Source organism: Shewanella sp. 30m-14, from assembly GCF_052977125.1.
This window is the reverse complement of record NZ_JBRILW010000001.1, coordinates 235,543-251,705: the sequence shown is the minus strand read 5'-3', so window position 1 is coordinate 251,705 and position 16,163 is coordinate 235,543. Positions and strand designations below refer to the sequence as shown.

Here is a 16,163-nt window from a genome sequence, read left to right as displayed (position 1 = left end):
ATATTAGCCATTTATAATAAGTACTTATAGTGACGACTCATAAACAGTACTCATAAAAATACCTGTGACAGGATCTATGACCAAGAATCTGAGCAAAAATCGTTTACACATAAAGATCACCGGCATCGTTCAAGGCGTCGGTTTTCGCCCCTATGTTTACCGTTTAGCTCATGAACTGAACTTAACCGGTAGCGTGCTCAATAACAGTGAAGGCGTCACAATTGAAGCGCAGGGGCGCCCTATTGACCTGGTTAAGTTCGAAGCCGCCTTTCGAGATCAACCGCCCCCTCTCGCACGTATCGACAATATCCTTGTCACTTCAATGACAACTATCGATACATGTATTGACTTTAATATTGTCCATAGTGAAAAAGAGAGCTCAGCTGCCGTTGCCGTGCCAGCAGATATATGCACTTGCAAAGACTGCTTTGATGAAATCGCCGCTCCCAATAATCGCCATTATCGATACCCGTTCACCAATTGTACTAATTGTGGACCTAGATATTCACTGATCAACGCCTTGCCCTATGATAGACCCAATACGGCAATGGCAAATTTTTACATGTGCGAAGCGTGTAAACGTGCATATTTGGACCCTATGGACAGGCGCTACCATGCGCAGCCCGTCAGCTGCCCTCAGTGCGGACCACAGTTAAGTTTTAAAACAAACGATCTAACGGTGCAAAGCACTAAAGAACGCGCACTGGAAGATGCGATTAATGCACTGATTGCAGGCAAGATATTAGCCATTAAAGGGATCGGTGGGTTTCATCTGGTCTGCGATGCTACAAATCACAACAGTGTTAGCCTATTACGCCAGCGAAAGACTCGACCAGCGAAACCTTTTGCCGTTATGGTTGAAGATATTGAAGCTGCAGCCAAGCTAGTCACGGGGAGTGCAGCTGAATGGCAAACGCTATGCAGCGCTCAGCGCCCTATTACGCTGATGCGTAAAATCACGACTAATCCAGCTACTAATCAAAGTGCAGACCTAACGACTAAACTATCTACTAACAATCGTGTTCTGTCCGTTGCTGAGTCTACACAGCCATTCGACAAGTTAGCACTAGATAGACAACAATTAGATAAGCAATTAATAGATAGCCACCTAACAGCTAGTCGAACAATAGATAATCAATCATTCAATAGCCAAAACAGTCCTTGTACAGAACTTAGTGACCTAGTTGCACCAGATATAGACAGCCTCGGAATATTTCTACCCTATACCCCTGTACACCAATTATTACTCACTGGTGTTAGGCGGCCTTTAGTCATGACAAGTGCAAACCTTGCTGGTGAACCAATCATTACAGATAGCGAAGCCATTAAGAGTAAACTTGCCCATGTTGTGGATAATATTTTAGATCACAACAGGCCTATCTTAAATGGCTGTGACGATAGCGTGGTACAGTTGATAAATGACAAACAACAAGTGCTTCGCTTAGCAAGAGGCTATGCTCCACTTTCTTTTTATAGTGATCAACCTCTAACAGAAAGCATTCTTGCACTTGGAGCTCAGCAAAAAAACACGATTTGCTTTGGCTTTAATCACAACCTGTTTCTTAGCCCTCACATCGGCGATCTGGTATCGATAGAAGCTGAAGAATACTTTCACCACACCCTCGATACCTTCTCTCGATTATACGGATTTATTCCCAGCCAATTAGTCCACGATAGCCACCCTGATTACACCACCAGTCGATGGGCTTTGTCGCAAGCCATAAACAAAACAAGCTCATTGCAACACCACTATGCTCACGTGTTAAGCGTAATGGCTGCCAATAAGCTCACAACGCCGGTGCTAGGCTTTAGCTTTGATGGAACAGGTTTAGGTGATGACAATACTTTATGGGGCGGAGAAGTGCTGCATTGTAATATTAATCAGTATCAACGTATCAACAGCGTTAAAAGCTTTGCGCTTATTGGAGGTGAACAGGCTATCAAGCAACCAGTAAGAGTTTTACTGGCAATCTTACTTGAAAAATATTCACCGCAAGAGATTATAAACCTCAATATTCCAGCAATAAATGCGCTACCTCCTGCAACATTTAATAATTTAGTTAAGATATGGCAGACAAACAGCTGTATTAGGACCTCTTCAGTAGGACGGCTATTTGATGCAGTGGCCGTGGCACTCGGGCTAGTTACACATATACAGTATGAAGGCCAGGCTGGAATGCTAATCGAAACGGCTGCCAACAGTGTGACGACCAATACCGACTTGATTAATGCAGGCTCGAATTATACTGGCTTAAATACAGGGTTGAAAAATATTGAACAGTCTACTTCACTCTGGGATAGCGCAGCTCTGTTGCAACAGATTGTTATCGCAGTGACACATTCGCCCCTTAATCAGCAGCGCATAGGGTTAATTGCAAAGACTTTCATGGACACCATATGCCATTGGGTATGTACATACGCTAAAGACTACCTCGATACTCCTATCGTACTTTGTGGCGGGGTATTTCAAAACCGTTATCTGCTTGAGCGTTGCGAGAAACGGTTAACCGCACAGGGAAACCTCCTACTTTCAAGCCACAACGTCCCAATTAATGATGGGGGGATCTCCCTCGGCCAGTTATGGCACGCTATTCACACCCCTAGAGAAAATGCGAGCAACATCACAAATAAATAGAAGCAAAGCTGATTTACATCAAGGTCGATTAGCCATGCGTAACCGACAATGAGACAACATACCAATAAACGGAGTTACCTATGTGCCAAGACTGTGGCTGTTCTATCACCCGTCACGATCACCTTTTAACATCGGATCATTCGCACTCTAAAGTTGACGATAATATCGCAAGTAATCCGCAACTTAATGACAAAACAACACTGTCTGTTATCCACAAAATCTTGGATAAGAATGATATTGAAGCTCAGCATAATCGCGATCACTTCGATGCCAAAGGAGTGGCAGCTTTTAACATAATGAGTAGCCCTGGAAGTGGAAAAACCACGCTTCTTGAACATTTACATGAACATACTTACCTTAAATATGCGGTCATTGAGGGTGATTTAGAAACATCTAGAGATGCCGATAGACTCAAAGCTAAAGGTATTGAGGCTTATCAGATCCAAACTGGCGCAGCCTGCCACCTAGACGCATTTATGGTCCATAGAGCCCTTCACCATATAAATTTAGACCCTCTGGATATCTGCTTTGTTGAGAACGTCGGTAACCTCGTCTGTCCAGCGAGCTATGATGTCGGCACCCACAAAAACATCGTTCTACTATCAGTACCGGAAGGTGATGACAAAATAGAAAAATATCCGGTAATGTTTCGCCGGGCCGATCTTGTGCTCATCACTAAATCAGATCTACTGCCTTACTTTGATTTTAGTATTGATGAAGCACGCTCTCAGCTTAAAAAGCTCAATCCAAATGTCGAGTTAATGGAAGTGTCAGTTAAAGACCCGCAATCACTCAATCAAGTGACAGCTTGGCTTGCAAAACATACAGGAGTGGCAGCCTAATGTGTCTTTCTATCCCTTCTATGATTGTATCGATCCATCAAGATGAGCATGCGGTCACTGTCGATACGATGGGTGTTAAACGAAAAGTCAGCAGCCATCTTATTGCAGAGCCGCTTAACATTGGAGATTATGTACTTATTCACATCGGTTTTGTTATGAACAAGATTGACAAAGCTGATGCCATGGAAAGTTTAGCGTTATATCAAGAGATTGTTGAAAAGCTAGAACAAGAAGCTAAGGAGTCTTAATGATTGCCTTAAACGATCTTTACCAAGGTTTCAGAGACCCAGATGTCATCCGTTCCCTTGCCACAGAAATCGCCTCATTAGCCATTCAGGTTGAAGGCAAGATCAAGATCATGGAAGTATGTGGTGGCCATACCCACACCATCATGAAATATGGCCTAAATCAATTACTGCCTGATAATATTGAATTTATCCATGGTCCAGGCTGCCCAGTGTGCATTATGCCTAAAGAGCGGATTGACCATGCGGCGGCGCTGGCTAGCCTACCTAACACCATTCTCGTGACACTAGGAGATATGATCCGCGTTCCTGGTTCACAGGGAAGTCTGGCGGAGTTCAGAGCCAAAGGTTGTGATATTAGACCTATTTATGACCCTTTAGATACCTTAACCATCGCGACGACGAATCCAGATAAAACAGTGATATTTTTCGCCATTGGTTTTGAAACCTCTACACCAATGACTGCGGTACTGATTGACCAAGCAGAAAAACGACATATTAATAACCTGCTCTTTCATATTAATCACGTACTTGTGCCACCAGCCATTGATGCCGTAATGGCGGATCCCAACGTTAAGGTTAACGCATTCATTGGCCCAGCTCATGTTAGCGTTATCAGCGGTGCAAAGGTTTATCGTCCTACGGTGGATAATTACCACACTCCTTTGGTCATATCTGGCTTTGAACCGGTTGATGTCATGCAATCTATCTTAATGATTGTTCGCCAGAAAGTAGCCTCTAGTACACAACTTGAAAACCAATATAGCCGCTCTGTTTCTGAAGACGGCAATCTAACCGCGCAAGCTATGGTTAATCACTACTTAACGCTTAGGCCACATTTTCGGTGGCGAGGACTTGGGCCGATTGCTGACTCTGCGCTCATGTTAAAAGAAGAATTTGCTCATAGAGATGCCGAGCGAATTTACGCTAAACAATTACCGACTCAAGAAATAGACGATCATAAAGCTTGCCAGTGTGGTGATATTTTGAGAGGACTGTGTAAACCCAAAGACTGTAAAGTCTTTGGCCGAGGGTGTAGCCCCGAGACGCCACTAGGTAGTTGTATGGTCAGCTCTGAAGGTGCTTGTAATGCGTATTATCGATATAATGGAGTCATTTAATGAGCGAATTAAATAGCAAGAAGCGAGTACAGCTCAGCCACGGTGGTGGTGGCAAAGAGATGAGCCGTTTAATTATTGACCTATTCTTTAAAGCCTTCGACAACCCGATATTACGCAGCGAGGAAGATGCTGCCGTACTGAATGTTAATGGAAAAATAGCCTTTACCACCGACTCCTTTACTGTATCGCCACTATTCTTTGCTGGTGGCGATATTGGTAAATTATCAATCGCAGGTACCGTTAATGATTTGGCGATGATGGGCGCGGAGCCACAATACTTAAGTTGTAGCTTTATTATTGAAGAAGGCTTTGAAATTAGCCACTTGAAAACAATTGTCAGCAGTATGGCCACAGAACTTAAAAACTCAGGAGCACGGATTGTCTGCGGTGACACCAAAGTCGTGCCAAAAGGCTGTGCTGACGGAGTTTTTATTAATACCACAGGCGTTGGCCGTATTTTACATAACGGTATATCAGTAAAGAACCTAAAAGCAGATGATGTAATCATTGTGTCTCGCGACATTGGTCGTCACGGCGCAGCAATTCTAATGGCAAGAGAAGGTTTGTCACTTGAGTCTGCATTAACCAGTGATTGTGCAACGCTTTGGCCGATAGTTGAGCAACTCATTGCCGCAAATATCGAAATACATGCGATGCGAGACGCAACCAGAGGCGGCCTTTCTGCTGTACTAAATGAATGGGCTAGCGCATCGAATGTTGGCATCAATGTAGTTGAAGAAGCGATTCCAGTAAGCGACGAGGTCAAAGGTCTTTGTGAACTTTACGGCTTTGAGCCATTTGATCTCGCTAATGAAGGCACCTTTATTCTCGCAGTACCAAAAGAGAGTGCTGATGCCACGTTGGAGATAATGAAACGCTTTTGTCACTGTGAACAAGCGGCGGTGATTGGGCAAGTAACAGAACAAAGATTAGGAAAAGTAGTGCTCAATACACCTTGGGGCAGCAGCCGTTATCTTGACTTACCTCAGGGTGAACTGCTTCCGAGGATCTGCTAGTGCATGAGTATTCAATCGTTACTGCGTTAATTGAACAGTGTGAGCAGTATGCTAGTGCTAATCAGGCCTCTAAAGTGACTCAAGTTGTGATAAAGCTCGGGATCTTAAGCGGGGTTGAACCTGCCCTACTTAAAACAGCATTTGACACCTTTAAGCTAGAAGGCATATGCCATGATGCTTCTCTTGTGATAAATATACAGCCTTTAGTCATCAGCTGTTCCACATGTGGTAGTAAAACAGAGCACAAACTGCGTAATGTGATTTGTAGTCATTGCCAAAGTGCAGATACCACAGTGCTCGACGGCGAGGATATGATGCTTATGCAATTAGAGTTAGAGCAAAACGAATTAAAATTAACTCGTTGAGTAAATTAATGGCCACTTAACCATAAAGAAAAAAGCCCTGACAGATGTCTAGGGCTTTTTACTTACTCTTATACCGAAGGGAATTAATTGACAATAAATCTCGGTTAGCACTTCGATTATCTAAAGTTCCTTGTTTAAAAATAGTTATTTCAAAATAGTTATTTCAAATTGGCTATTTGAAGTTAGTAACTCGAGCTATTTATCTAAAGCTAGTTACCAGCATGTTGAAATTCATCGGACAGCTCAGCTTTAGCGCGCCTTAAATTCTTCTGCGCCTGCTCGAAGTAACTAGGTGAAGTATCAATAGCACGCTCGAATAGTCCAATCGCTTTCTCATATTGCCCCTCTAACATCAAAAAGTAACCCAAATCATTAAGTGCATCTGCTGGTGACATGGTTTGCTCGAAAGTTGCAAGTGCACGCTTATGTAGGCCCTTACGAACATAGACTAAACCCAGGTTTGTCCAGGCTCTATCAAAATTTGAGTCTGCTTGTAGCGCTTTACGTAAGTACTTTTCTGCCATAGCAAGCTCCCCCGTCAAATAATACGAGTATCCGAGGTTAGTGATCAGGATCGGCGAATGTGGTTGTAACTCCAATACTAGCTTAAAGTAAGCCCGAGCTTGTTGATGATTATTTTCAACATCTTCTAAAATGGCGATGGCATTATATACTCGAGCTGGAGACTCTCTATTAGGCACCCAAAAATCGACTGTTTTACGCTTAATATCAAGTGAAGAAAGCCTTTCTTGATCCAACTCAATTGCTTTTTCTAAATGTTGACGCGCTTCTCTATACTGACGTTTATCCATGCTTATAACCCCTAAATCAGCATGAACCATCATAAAATTAGGTTCGAGAGCTAAAGCCTCATTATAAGCCTTAGAAGCAATATCCGGGTTGCCCCTCATAGTATGAATCCGACCAATTTGATAGAAAGTTTCAGGATTTTTAGCATTAAAATCCAATGCTTGAATATAGGCATACAGAGCCTTCTCTAAGTTTCCGGACTGTTCTTCTGAGTGCGCTTTATTTAACGCATCCTGTTCCGTTTGAGGCGCAGTCAAATCATTAGTAATGGATGAAAGTGACCCAGCATCCAATAAATCTTGTCTATCAGGAGCCTTAATCGGCACGTGTTGGTCTGTGTCTGAAGTCGAACTGCAAGCCTGAAGAATTGTTAATACGCTAATTACTAATAATGTTCTTATCATCGTTTTAGCCTTAACGTTTAATAATTGTTTTAAAATCATAATAGCCCCCCCAAAGACTTATTAACTGTAAAATTTTGAGTAACGGTCACTTACCAGCCATGTTAAAATGCTTGTCCCCAAACCTTCATCACTTTTAATACCGCAGGTCCTACTGCAACGATAAAGAATGAAGGCCAAATACAACACATCATGGGAAATATCATCTTAACGGCAAGTTTTGCAGCTTGCTCTTCTGCTGCTTGTAATCGCTTATCACGATATTCATCTGAAAAAACCCGTAACGTTTCCGCTATCCCTGTACCCAAGCGCATACTCTGCGATATGGCAGAATTCAACCCCTTAATATCTTCAAGTCCTGTTCTATCGGTAAACTCCTGAAGCGCAACTTTAACCGTTAATCCTGCCCTGACTTTGCTACAAACTAAATCTAATTCACCCGCTAGGCTTGGATGACTTATCGCCAACTCCTTAGCCACTCTCTGCATCGCCGCCATTAAGCCTAAGCCAGCCTCACAACACACCACAAGCAGGTCTAACGCATCAGGAAAACCAATCCGTAATCTGCGCATTCGTCTGTTGGCAAGTGTTTGTAACACCATTGATGGTAAAATAAATGCCCCACCAATAAATAGGCAGAAAATATATATGATCCAAATACCTGTTATTTCGGGGAAAATATTTAGTAGCACAACAGACACTACAGCACCGAGCAGGAGAAGAAGTAAGCGCGCAGCATTAAATACCGCTAATGCATTTTCAGAGTGAAAGCCCGCATGAATCAGTAGTCGTCTGGTTTCATGGTTAGAAAAGTTAAAAAAGGGTTTTTTAGCCATTTCCCCAATGCCATGCTCTAAGGTACCTGTAACATCTTTGGCCATAGAGCTCTTTGTGTTCCCCTCATTTAACGATTTCAGTCTGGCTCTAACCGGTGAATATACACCACTTATCAGATATGATATTGAAATAGCAAGCATGACACCAGCCACACCAGCGACCGCATAAATAGCCCATTCAACATGCTGGGGATCATCAAAAAACTGTTCAAATAAACCAATTAGGAAGTCCATATCAGATATCTATCCTTATAAGTTTGCTGATCCACATACCACCCACAAACATGCCGATGGCTCCCCACATTAATAATTTATTACCTTCTTCCGTCCCCGTTAACTCACCGACATATCCTGGAGTTTGAAGATAGATGACCGCAAACAACACGAAAGGAAGTAAGATTAAGATCCAAGCTGATAGTCGGCCTTCTGCGGACAAAGTTCTTACTCTGCGTCTAAAAGTGAAACGAAGGCGGATAACTCTCGCTAAATTATTAATATTTTCGGCTAAATTACCGCCGGTTTCTTTTTGAACCATAACAGCACTAGCAAAGGCCATGGCCGATACACTCGGTACTCGCTCAATAAAAGCTAAAAGGGCTCTTTTGGTATCTTTACTGTAATTAATGTTGGCGAACATTAGGCTAAATTCTTTCGCCAATGGCCCCTCCATTTCTTCAGTAACTAATTTAACAGCGTCAGAAAATGAGTAGCCCGCCTGTAGCGCCCTTCTGAGTACATCTAAAGCATCTGGGAAGCTCTCTTCAATTTTATCCATTCGTTTAGAGGTATCTCTGTTTAATTTGAAATTAAACAGAAAAATAACTAACACAAACATAAATATGGCAGCGATCCACTCCCCCAAATAAGCCCACAAACACACTGCAGCTAAGCTTGCTGTAAATAATGCCAATCCAATAAACTGATGACCCATCAATTTATAGTCAGCAAGCTCAAGTCGGTAACTTAGGCTTTCAATTACTTCAAAACTTTCTAACCAACGACCTATGGGCCCCAACTTACCTAAACGACTCTTACGCAAAAGAGAAGTCTCGTAGGTAATATCACCTGATTCTTCCGATAGCTTTTTTAATCGTTTGCGAACCAGAGCGGTATTGGCTCTTTGCGGACTATATACTGGCAAAAATAGTGCTTGAGACAAAAATAGCACCGCTACAAAAACCAGCCCGAGAAAAATAACTTGATTAGAAAACATTAATCAGCTCCCTAAAATTCAGCGAATGGATCGCCACAATTGAAAAGATGATATGGCAACTCAATACCGTGCTGCTTTAATTTAGTATGGAATCCTGGAATTACACCTGTAGCTTCAAACTCACCAATAATCATGCCTTTTTCATCAATACCTTTACGTGCAAAACGAAAAATTTCAGACATAGTGATAATATCACCTTCCATACCATTAATTTCTTGAATACTGGTTACCCTTCTTCGTCCGTCCTCTTGTCGCTCTAGCTGAACCACTAGATCAATTGCTGAAGCAATTTGTGTACGGATATTGCTTACTGGCATGTCAAATCCAGCCATACATACCATATATTCAAGTCTTCCTAGTGCATCCCTTGGGCTGTTCGCATGGAGCGTAGTTAACGAGCCTTCATGACCTGTGTTCATAGCGGTGAGCATATCTAATGCTTCACCACCTCGAACCTCACCAATAACGATTCGATCTGGCCTCATACGTAAACAATTTTTGACCAAATCACGTTGCGAAACTTCCCCTTTTCCCTCAATATTTTGCGGCCGAGTTTCTAGCCTTACTGTATGGGGTTGCTGAAGTTGAAGTTCTGCAGAATCCTCAATAGTAACAATGCGTTCATCACGAGGAATAAAACCTGATAACATATTAAGTAACGTTGTTTTACCGCTACCCGTACCACCTGATACTAATATATTTAGCTTTCCCTTCACGCCCCCTTTGAGGAGCTCAATCATAGACTCTGTGACCGAACCAATATTAATAAGCTGCTTTGCATTTAGTTTATCAACAGAGAATCGTCTGATTGAAAGTGAGGGACCATCTAATGCAAGAGGGGGAATAATGGCATTAACACGAGAGCCATCAGCAAGCCTTGCATCAACCATAGGGGAAGACTCATCAATCCGTCTTCCTACGCTTGAAACAATTCTATCGATGATATTTAAAAGATGTGCGTTACTGTGAAACTTAATATCGACAGGTTCAAGCTTACCGTGGCGTTCAACATAAACTCGGTCAAAAGAATTAACCAGAATATCGGAAATAGACGGGTCTGCTAGCAGTGTTTCTAATGGGCCTAAACCAAGAACTTCATCAATGATAAGGTTGATGATCCGCTTTCTAGTCGATAAATTAATTGGTAAGTTAAGGTCACTTAAAATTTGATCACTTATCTCACTTATTTGAAGTTGAGCTTGCTCTTTTGATACGGTTTCAATTAAGGACAGATCCATTACGCTCAATAACTTCTCATAAAGCGTAACTTTAATACTTTGTTCTTCTAGCGTTAAAGGTTGAAATTCATAAAGCTTACTATCGTGCTGATTAATATCCATATTACCCCCCTAATATCCGTTTCCAAAACCCTTTCTTGTTGTCATTTTCTTGTTGGCTACTAGGTAAAAACTTATCTGCTAAGTATGTTATATCGAGTACAATTTTTTGCTTTTTTGCCAATTCAGTAATTGGTTTTCCCAACTCAACACATTCGCTTGATAACTTATAATCATTAACAATGGTTGCAATGCTCTCAACTCCGATCGCCTCTTTAATATCTGAAAGCGATATACTAGAATGCTTATCGTAGCGATTAACCACTAAATGAATGCTATCAATTGAAATCCCTAACTCTTTCGTCAATTGAGCAACAAGCTCCTTCGTTTGCTGAAGGTGCATAATATTTTGCTGGGTGATCAATAAAATAGTCGCGTCAGAAAGAAGTTCATAGTTCCATTCCTCCGGTCCTCTTGAAAAATCTAAAATCACTTGCTTATAAAAATGACGATACTTCCAGATAAGGCCTTTAATTTGTGTAAAGTCGACTTTTTTCTCTAACATTAAAAGCTCAAATGGCTTAGCAGCAAGTAAGCTTAAATTCCCCTTCTTAGTCATGGTACTTTTCAAAGCGACTTCATCAAGTTCCTGAATTGAGCTTAAAACATCACAAACCGAATATTTTGAGTCGCGCCCTAGCATATGGGACAGCGTGCCTTGATGAAGATCTAAGTCCAACATGGCAACATCACTGCCACTTTTTTGCGCGACAATATCAGCCAAACTTGCACATATAAAACTTGCACCAGAGCCCGACTTACCATTAAGCACTGCGATAACAGGCGCTAAGTCTGCCTGTTCAACCAAACGGTTAGATATTTTTGTTATTGATGTAAGAAGTTCGTCACTAGGAACACCGTATGGCACAAAGTCAGTGACTTCGTATTGAAAAGCAAGGCGTAAAATATTTTGAGGAGTATTTACACCGATTAAAACGATATCACAGTCAAAATTTGATGCATAAGCTAATGCCGTTTGCGCCTCAGCCTCGTCATTAGGCAACAACAAAATCACTAAATTAAACTGGTTTTGTTCTTGTGCTAAATAGGGTTCCAAATAACAAGATGCTTTGGCTTTCAAGTTATCAATATATAACAAGCTTTGTTTTAGCCAATCTAGAGATTGAACTCCATTACTGACAACAATCGCCTCAATAGGAAAAGGTAAACTTATATGCATTGGTTTTTGTTGCTCTTGGTTATTATTAGAGACACATAGCTCAAGCGACTTATCCATTTTGCACCTTACCTCCCTTAAATTTTTTATCGCTATATTGACTATAGACAATATTCCTACATTGTTTTTATATTTTTCTTATAAACTACAATCTGTTGTTCCTCCTTTAAATACACCAAGGCTTTCACGAGGTAATGTGGTAGAAAAAGTCGGGGAGTTAATTGTCCGATATAGTCCAGGTACTAAAAACTGGTGCTGGTAGTTATTAATTTCAGCCCTTACAAGATCGATATCAATGCCAGTTGCAACAGTACCGTCGTAGGCTAAATAACTTATGGTTAAATTGCTTGCGCTCAAATTTGGGAGAATAGCGGCATCATTAAAAAGAGAAATAGAGTTTATATCACTACTAACCTGACATACGCTTGCGAGTCTCGCAGCCCTTCTAGATGCTTCATGAAGCACATTATAGGTAAACAATAATCTGCCAAACTCAATAGCCGCAAACAGCAACACAAAAAAAACAGCCGCGACGAGAGTAAACTCGATAACATAAACACCACGTTGTTTTTTCATTGCTTGTTTTTTCATAAAGCAGTAACCGCATAACTTGCGTTTAAATTAAAGCTGAGATCAATATCATTACCAAAAGAGAGTGTATTCAGTTTCTCTGCAAAAAGCGGTGTCCAATCATAGCTAACATTTACGACTAAGATTCCACTATCTGCAGGGTACTCAGTAACAGTAATGTCAGTGGCAGAAAGTCCGTCAAGGTTAGATGATGTATTTATCGTATCGCCACTTAACAGCACTCGCTTCATTTTTGTAATGCAAAAGTCACAATTTACATCGGATAATACATCAGGCAAATTACCAGTAGTATTAACAATTGCGGTATTGGATATAAAACGACCAGCGCTTCTAGCCATTCGAGTTAACTCACTGTATTGAAATAATAGCCGTCCAATCTCTACCGTGACAAAAATAATCAACACTAATATGGGGAGAACCAAGGTAAACTCAATAACGGCTATACCCTGCTGCTTTTTATAAAACATAATGCCCCCTATGAGTCAGGACTATCTGGGTCACGGTACAAGACAATAGTAAAGTTATCACTATTAAAATCAGGGTCTAATGAGGCATTACCTGATGAGCCACACTCAGAAATATACTCACCGATGATGATTGAGGTATTACCAGTATGTTCAACTTTTTGAGTTAGAAAAAAACACCCAATTGACTTAACTGTGACGACATTTTTACCATTTACCTTACCAGTGCAATCTCCAATAACCACAGGTAGTTTTCTTCTATCAGCCTTAGTCGTAGTAGAAGGGTCTAATATATTACCTGTTTTACAATACTTATCGTGAGATACAGGGTTTTCACTCGCGTCTTGCCCGTAATATGCTGCATAACTGTAATACTGCGCCGTAGGATTGGTAATACTTGCGTTTCCGTCAACTAATAATTTATCACCTTCACAGGTATTTAGATCTCTTGGGTGATCTGTTGAGTTCAACTTATTCCCATTTGGCCACTCTCCAAATCTGGTATTTAAGCCACTCGCTACAGGGCCGACTTTATTGCCAGGTTGCGTTGGTACAGTTTGACCGACACCTACACATGCACCAGGTGAATACTCACCAGCTAACCCCTGTTCAATCCCTTTACCACCAGGGCCACCTAAATCTAATAGCTGGAAATTACCTGGACCCAGGGTAATATCAGGATCGGTAGGCTTTTGTTTGGATCCTATTTTCATGACATGAAGCCCACCGTGGGTCATCCCATAATCGGTCGGCTTAGACATATCACCACAAACAAGTAATGGTACGACTTTATTCAAGCACTCAATGTCAGTGCTTCTACCTGCTACAGCTGACGCTCTGACTTTTTTATCGAAATTAAAGATTTGAGCCAAAAAGTTATCTAATGCGACATCTTCTACACTGACCCTCACAAACTCATAAGTTTCATCAGCGCCTGGGACAAAAGGATCTGGGGTTTCAGAAAACTCAATACTGACATGTTCTGTCACTTGCGTGGCACCATAATCAGGGGTCGAAAGTGTGACAACATCCTGTATTTCGTTGTTTTCACTATGGTTAAAGTTCTGGGCTAATATAGCAACGACTGTTTGTCTTGCTTCAGTAAGAGTACCGCCGTCCTGGAGTTTTTTTGCAGCACTTAACGCTGCTGAGTCAACTGCATTTTGAAGCCGCCCTTTATTGAGCAACATATGACTACTATCAATTGCTAATGCCGCAACAGCAACAATTGCAAATAACCCAATGGTGAACATGACAATTATTGCGCCAGACTGTTTTTTACAGAATAGTTGAGATGAAAATAAATTAGAACTCTTGCCAGCCATAACTGTAGCCTCTAATTAATTCGAACTACCACCAGTAACAGAGCCTATACTCTTAGCGGTTTGTGGCGAAACAGAACTAGCTCGGTAGGATTGCATCACCTTACGTCCGTAGTTACCGTCAAGAGTAAGTATAATACCGTCATTTCTTTCTGCTGCTTCTGGATCGAGTATTTGTACCTGCTTTATCTGGTAATGGCTCTCTCCCATAGGGAAGTCATTGATTTTTGTACAACCATTGATGTTGATAAGTACAAAAGAAATTACAACAAAATAACCATTATTGTTCAAAAATTTCATTAGGAGTTCTCCTCATATCAAAGTGAATGACCGTACTTTTGCTGAGTACCGGTGTCATCTAGCTTTGCATCTGATGTAGCAGGCTCATAAAGGGTCTCATTGGCATCTGCACTTTTCTCTTTATGTGAAAGCTTGCCTAACAAGTAGAATTCGACATCTGACGGTAATACAAACCCATCAGTGGGTAAGGAAATATCTTTACGGTTAAACGCTCTAACAAGTCTAGGGGTGACTAAAATGACTAACTCACTTTGACCACTTTGAAAACTCTTACTCGTAAACAATTGCCCTAGTACAGGGACATCGCCTATTCCCGGAAGTTTGTCTATGTTCTCTCTAAGTGTGTCACTGATCAGTCCGCTAATCGCAATTGTTTGACCGTCCGCCAACTCAACCGTAGTGGCGGTACTGCGCTTAACCAGTGAGGGAACAACCAATGATGTTGAGGTATTACCAGAAATTGAAAAACCGTTCGCCGTACTGACTTCACTTACAACTACATTAAGATTGAGATTGATTTGCCCTGAATCTAAGACTGTGGGTACAAATTTTACCCCAACACCATAGTCACGGTACTCAATGGTAGTGTTACCATTTTCACCAGGCACAGGAATGGGGAACTCTCCGCCAGACAAAAACTCTGCAGCTTGGCCACTCATTGCAGTAACATTGGGCTCAGCTAACACTTTTGCTAAGCCATTTTGTTTAGCGACATCGAGTGCAAAATTCATTAGTAAATCGCCATTAATGTATTGCGCAAAAATACCTTTACCACTCACGCCACCGATACTGCCAGGATCAAAACCGCCACCACCGACAATACCACCAGATAGATTTGACCCCTGATTAAAAATTAAAAACTTAGAATCAAACTGCCTTGCTACATTTCTTTGTACCTCGGCAACAACCACCTCTAGCATTACTTGATGATCTCCACCTACCGTCATCATATTCAGTACTTTGCTAGGTGCTCGCCCTCCAGCAGCAGCTTCAGCATATCCTTGAGCAAGTTCTACTGCAGTATTCATTTTTTGTAGATTAGAAGCTTGTCCACTGAGTAAAAGTTGTCCTTGTGAAGTCTGTACGCCTAATTCTTCAGTCGGTAAAAACTGATGCAAACGGGTCTTTAAGCCATTTAAATCATGTGTGACTTCTATATCCATGATCCTTGATAACTGCTCATTTTTATCCCAAATCATAATATTAGTACTGCCTAACTGCTTACCTAATATATAAAGTTCATTATTTGGTAGTAATTTGATATCAGCAATACTCGGATTACCTACAGAAACTCGGTGTACAGGACCGCTTAACATCAATACCCGTGACTTAAAAATGGGTATAACTTGAACATCATTTCTTATTCCTGCCGTAGGCCCTCCAGCATTAACAAATGAGGCAAACAACATTGCTAACAAACAAACAATTTTGCAATGGCGAATAAATGACATGTTAATCTCCTTAAAACATGAATCTTATGTTTGTTGT

Annotated in this window: 16 protein-coding genes; 6 read left to right on the top strand and 10 right to left on the bottom strand. The window is 41.3% G+C overall.

The features are described 5' to 3' along the window. Window positions 1–76: 76 nt before the first annotated feature. The 6 genes from ACVBIU_RS01125 to ACVBIU_RS01100 all read left to right on the top strand — a co-directional run bounded on the left by ACVBIU_RS01125 (window position 77) and on the right by ACVBIU_RS01100 (window position 6,224). The gene (locus tag ACVBIU_RS01125; RefSeq protein ID WP_447162789.1) at window positions 77–2,635 is read left to right on the top strand and encodes a carbamoyltransferase HypF; all 2,559 of its coding nucleotides are present in this window, start codon (window positions 77–79) and stop codon (window positions 2,633–2,635) included. Window positions 2,636–2,715: 80 nt separating this feature from the next. Next, the gene (hypB, locus tag ACVBIU_RS01120) at window positions 2,716–3,477 is read left to right on the top strand and encodes a hydrogenase nickel incorporation protein HypB (RefSeq protein WP_447162790.1); all 762 of its coding nucleotides are present in this window, start codon (window positions 2,716–2,718) and stop codon (window positions 3,475–3,477) included. After that, window positions 3,477–3,725 carry a HypC/HybG/HupF family hydrogenase formation chaperone gene (locus ACVBIU_RS01115; RefSeq protein ID WP_447159175.1) on the top strand — a complete coding sequence of 83 codons (249 nt, stop codon included), beginning with the start codon at window positions 3,477–3,479 and terminating at the stop codon, window positions 3,723–3,725. The genes hypB and ACVBIU_RS01115 overlap by 1 nt, the downstream gene beginning before the upstream one ends. Beyond that, window positions 3,725–4,843: a hydrogenase formation protein HypD gene (gene hypD / locus ACVBIU_RS01110; protein ID WP_447162791.1), complete on the top strand. Its 1,119-nt coding sequence runs from the start codon at window positions 3,725–3,727 to the stop codon at window positions 4,841–4,843. The genes ACVBIU_RS01115 and hypD overlap by 1 nt, the downstream gene beginning before the upstream one ends. Continuing rightward, window positions 4,843–5,859: a hydrogenase expression/formation protein HypE gene (gene hypE / locus ACVBIU_RS01105; RefSeq protein WP_447162792.1), complete on the top strand. Its 1,017-nt coding sequence runs from the start codon at window positions 4,843–4,845 to the stop codon at window positions 5,857–5,859. The genes hypD and hypE overlap by 1 nt, the downstream gene beginning before the upstream one ends. Then, window positions 5,859–6,224 (top strand): hydrogenase maturation nickel metallochaperone HypA/HybF, encoded by a 366-nt coding sequence (locus ACVBIU_RS01100; RefSeq protein WP_447162793.1) that lies wholly within the window; start codon window positions 5,859–5,861, stop codon window positions 6,222–6,224. Before hypE ends, ACVBIU_RS01100 begins: the two co-directional genes overlap by 1 nt. A gap of 209 nt (window positions 6,225–6,433) precedes the next feature. On the opposite strand, the gene ACVBIU_RS01095 is transcribed toward ACVBIU_RS01100, so the two are convergent. The 10 genes from ACVBIU_RS01095 to ACVBIU_RS01050 all read right to left on the bottom strand — a co-directional run bounded on the left by ACVBIU_RS01095 (window position 6,434) and on the right by ACVBIU_RS01050 (window position 16,126). Further along, window positions 6,434–7,477, bottom strand: coding sequence for a tetratricopeptide repeat protein (locus ACVBIU_RS01095; protein WP_447162794.1), 1,044 nt, complete (start codon window positions 7,475–7,477; stop codon window positions 6,434–6,436). 62 nt (window positions 7,478–7,539) lie between these two features. Continuing rightward, window positions 7,540–8,505 (bottom strand): type II secretion system F family protein, encoded by a 966-nt coding sequence (locus tag ACVBIU_RS01090; protein ID WP_447162795.1) that lies wholly within the window; start codon window positions 8,503–8,505, stop codon window positions 7,540–7,542. A 1-nt stretch (window position 8,506) separates the two neighbouring features. Continuing rightward, window positions 8,507–9,484, bottom strand: coding sequence for a type II secretion system F family protein (locus tag ACVBIU_RS01085; protein WP_447162796.1), 978 nt, complete (start codon window positions 9,482–9,484; stop codon window positions 8,507–8,509). A gap of 11 nt (window positions 9,485–9,495) precedes the next feature. Then, complete coding sequence (locus ACVBIU_RS01080) at window positions 9,496–10,824, bottom strand: CpaF family protein (RefSeq protein ID WP_447162797.1); 1,329 nt, start codon at window positions 10,822–10,824, stop codon at window positions 9,496–9,498. A 1-nt stretch (window position 10,825) separates the two neighbouring features. Next, window positions 10,826–12,058 carry an AAA family ATPase gene (locus tag ACVBIU_RS01075; protein WP_447162798.1) on the bottom strand — a complete coding sequence of 411 codons (1,233 nt, stop codon included), beginning with the start codon at window positions 12,056–12,058 and terminating at the stop codon, window positions 10,826–10,828. Window positions 12,059–12,136: 78 nt separating this feature from the next. Continuing rightward, window positions 12,137–12,589, bottom strand: a complete 453-nt coding sequence (locus tag ACVBIU_RS01070) for a TadE/TadG family type IV pilus assembly protein (RefSeq protein ID WP_447162799.1) — start codon at window positions 12,587–12,589, stop codon at window positions 12,137–12,139. Then, window positions 12,586–13,056: a TadE/TadG family type IV pilus assembly protein gene (locus ACVBIU_RS01065; protein ID WP_447162800.1), complete on the bottom strand. Its 471-nt coding sequence runs from the start codon at window positions 13,054–13,056 to the stop codon at window positions 12,586–12,588. Before ACVBIU_RS01065 ends, ACVBIU_RS01070 begins: the two co-directional genes overlap by 4 nt. A gap of 8 nt (window positions 13,057–13,064) precedes the next feature. Further along, the gene (locus ACVBIU_RS01060) at window positions 13,065–14,378 is read right to left on the bottom strand and encodes a pilus assembly protein TadG-related protein (RefSeq protein WP_447162801.1); all 1,314 of its coding nucleotides are present in this window, start codon (window positions 14,376–14,378) and stop codon (window positions 13,065–13,067) included. A gap of 15 nt (window positions 14,379–14,393) precedes the next feature. Continuing rightward, window positions 14,394–14,675, bottom strand: coding sequence for a hypothetical protein (locus tag ACVBIU_RS01055; protein ID WP_447162802.1), 282 nt, complete (start codon window positions 14,673–14,675; stop codon window positions 14,394–14,396). A gap of 17 nt (window positions 14,676–14,692) precedes the next feature. Continuing rightward, entirely contained in the window at window positions 14,693–16,126 is a 1,434-nt protein-coding gene (locus ACVBIU_RS01050) for a type II and III secretion system protein family protein (protein WP_447162803.1), read from the bottom strand. Between the last annotated feature and the right edge of the window lie 37 nt (window positions 16,127–16,163).